We start from the raw sequence: 2929 nt of genomic DNA, 5'->3' as shown, positions 1-2929 counted from the left end.
CAGGCGCCCACCGTCGAAAGCAGCGGTGATCTTCTTGCGGCCAACGGCTGGAAACGGGAAGGTGGCAGGTGTATCGTCCGGCATGGCGAGTGTGGCACAGGGCAATTGGTGGCAGGGATTAGTCTCAACAACCAAATCCTACGCTGCTTCAAGTGCTTAAGCTACACTCGCCAGCCTTCATCAACCTTCCCATGCATAAGAACGGCTAGAGATGCCATACTGGAGCATCTTCGCCCGGTCGGCTTCGAACGTGGCCTGATCAGCCCATTCCGGCTTTGCGTCGATCAGGGCGCTCATCATACGCCAGACCCGGTGGGAATGAGATTGGCCGAACATGATGGTCTTTCTGGTATCCAGTTCCTGTTTCTTGCTGAATGCCAGAGAAGGTCGAACGGCTGGTAAACGGGAGACGACCCTTTGAATCGGCGTCTTCCGTCCAGACGGAAGGCGGATAAGGAAAGGCGGGCCATAGAGTTGCCACAATCTCTAACCGAATCTTAACCCAAGCTTGGACAAGGGATAACTGATGAGCAGGATGTTCACGGCGCTTGGGGCTTCGATTGTCGCTCTCGCGGCCATGGCCAGCAGCAGCGTGGAGGCGAAAACCGTCTTCTATGAGATCAACGGCGAGCGTTACTCGTATGACACCAGCAATCGCCAACAGGCGGCGGCTGCCCGTCAGCAGATTGAGGCCGCAAAGACCGTTGAGGCAGCCCGAGCGAAGGCCGCAGCGGAGCGTGCGAGCAACCCCTTAGTCGCCGTTTTCGGATCGCAGGCACAGCGAGAGGCGGCTGAGGCTCAGGCACAACTCGAAAGGATCCTTGCAGACCAACAGCGGGCTGCCGCGGCCCGCAAGGCTCAACGGCCACTGGCGAGCGCCAAAGATGACAGTGCCACAAAATCTGCTGAGCAAAAACCTGGTGAAACAGCTAGCACTATTCAGCGCGAGCCGACCACCGTGCCGGCTATTGCAGCTGCTCAGTCTCCAAGGCTACAGTCAGCGCCAGACCTCCGTGGTGCTGGCGAGCCAGCTCAGTCGAATGGCGTTCCGAAGGCTGCAATCAAGTCGATCTTCCTTGATGCTGAGACCGGCATCAAGACGATCATCCGCGTGGATGGCTCAATTCACGAGGAGTTGTTTGACCCGAGCGTTCTGTCAACGCTCGATTCCGATCAGCGTTCTGCACCCGCAGTGAGCGCTGTGACCGGAGTCGCTCAGCCACATAAGGGTCCACCAGATGACACGACTGGCTCCACCGGCCTGCCGAGAACGTTGCTTGGACTGAATGCTGGTGCCGACGCACCTGAAAGATTTCCCACGAATTAGGGAGCTCCCGCGGAGCTCAATCGTAGTGCCGCGTCAGGCCTGAATTCCGAGACGGCGTGGCAAGAACGAACACGGCTAACCACATCAGCGCGGCTGGATAGGTGTGAAGGTCGCACGTTCGTGGAAGCGCTTTTTGCGACATCAGGCGGCAAACCGGAGATTGCCGTGCAGCCAGACGCTTCGCCGACCTGGCTTGAGCGGCCGGGCGGTGGACAGGTGCTCACGGAAGCGCTGATGCGCATGAACCAGCAAACGCAGCTTTCGTGCGATCGGCTGTGAACACGTGGTTCGATCCGCAACCAGAGCCTCCGCGGCGGCGTAGAGATCCCCGGTCGCGGCCTCAATGCCTGGATTGCGCTCGACGAGTGCCATCAGGTCGATCAGCTGTTGCTGCAGGCTGTACAAAGCCTCCTCCCCGCCACCCTGCTGGATTGTCAGCAGGATTGGGTGAAGCCGGCCGACCATCTCGTCGACTGCGTTCTCGAATGTGGTTTCCGTCATGGCGGTCCCGTCCAGAATTCGAATCGGCAAACTCATCGGTCAGCAGGCTGGCTCGCTCGGATTGCCGAATGGTTAAGCGGCGACCAGGTTCGCGTGAGTGTCTGCTCCAGCCAATGTGGGTTGATACGCGGTGAAGATGGCTGTTTGAGTTGTTCTATCGCTGCCCCAAACCCGCGACAGGAGACCAGATCCGCTGGAGAATGGGGGCAGCCACAATCCGGTCGATCAAGGCAACCGCAGCTACGATCAGCTCAGGCGCCTGTAATGGATCACCCGTTCCTTCCGTTGCATGCTGAGCCAATCGTTTGTTGTGTTTCCTCAGTTATTGACGCTGATTGCTGCCATCCAACAGCGTGATCTTAGTTGCTCGTCTCTTTATTACCACGGTTGCCTTGCCCAACTAAGTAGGTCGCCAAAAGTTCTGCAACAGCTTTCTGAGCCAGAAGCGTTTGGACATCATGCCAGCCTTGCGGCGCACCTGCTGCGGCGTCAGCCTCAGAACCCAATCAGCGGCCTCGGCGGCCAGAGCATCGATGGACGCGGCCTGTCGGTTGGCCGCGATCAGCCGCTTGAGCTCGCGCCAGAGTTGATCCATCGGGCTCAGTTCGGGCGCCTGCCGGGGCAACCACACGAACCGGATGCGCAGCCGGTGGGCCAGGGCTTGGGTCTGCGGGGCGGTGTGGGCGCTGGCCCGGTCGGTGAGCTGCCAGAGCCAGCCGGCGCCACGGTACCGGCGCCGCAAGGCGCGCAGGAACGCCTGAGCATCGGCCTGACCGGCACGGGTGCGGATCAGCACCACCCGGCGAGCGCTTCCCAGGTTGATCGCCCCAAACAGCACCCGCTTGGCGTTGCGCCCGGTGATCGGCACGAGGGCCTGCGTGCCCTTGAGCGCCCAGGTCGCCCGCAGCAGCGTCCAGTCGAGGCACAGCAGCCGATCACCCCTGTGCCAGCCGGCCTTCAGGCGTCGGGTGATCCCCCCTCATATGAGGCCTATCGCGTCAAGGGTGGTGCGCAGCGACGGGATCGCTTGCAGACGACATCAGGATTGGCCTCGCGGTCAGCTGTGGAGCAAAAGTCCACATCACCTCATATCCGGTCGGC

4 protein-coding genes are annotated in these 2929 nt (G+C 60.7%); 1 reads left to right on the top strand and 3 read right to left on the bottom strand.

The features are described from left to right. Positions 1 to 180: 180 nt before the first annotated feature. Positions 181 to 483 carry a hypothetical protein gene (locus FS320_RS41030; protein ID WP_152718302.1) on the bottom strand — a complete coding sequence of 101 codons (303 nt, stop codon included), beginning with the start codon at positions 481 to 483 and terminating at the stop codon, positions 181 to 183. 43 nt (positions 484 to 526) lie between these two features. Between FS320_RS41030 and FS320_RS41025 the strand changes: the two genes are divergently transcribed. Further along, positions 527 to 1327 (top strand): hypothetical protein, encoded by an 801-nt coding sequence (locus tag FS320_RS41025; protein ID WP_152718300.1) that lies wholly within the window; start codon positions 527 to 529, stop codon positions 1325 to 1327. Positions 1328 to 1468: 141 nt separating this feature from the next. Here the strand turns inward: FS320_RS41025 and FS320_RS41020 are convergent, their stop codons facing one another. Next, positions 1469 to 1828 carry an amino acid kinase family protein gene (locus FS320_RS41020; protein ID WP_152718298.1) on the bottom strand — a complete coding sequence of 120 codons (360 nt, stop codon included), beginning with the start codon at positions 1826 to 1828 and terminating at the stop codon, positions 1469 to 1471. A 400-nt stretch (positions 1829 to 2228) separates the two neighbouring features. Continuing rightward, positions 2229 to 2735, bottom strand: a complete 507-nt coding sequence (locus FS320_RS41015) for a transposase (protein ID WP_152718297.1) — start codon at positions 2733 to 2735, stop codon at positions 2229 to 2231. Positions 2736 to 2929: the final 194 nt, after the last annotated feature.

Source organism: Microvirga tunisiensis (genome assembly GCF_009296175.1).
Taxonomy (GTDB): domain Bacteria; phylum Pseudomonadota; class Alphaproteobacteria; order Rhizobiales; family Beijerinckiaceae; genus Microvirga; species Microvirga tunisiensis.
Note: the sequence above shows the minus strand (reverse complement) of the source record. Positions and strands in the feature narration are given on the sequence as shown.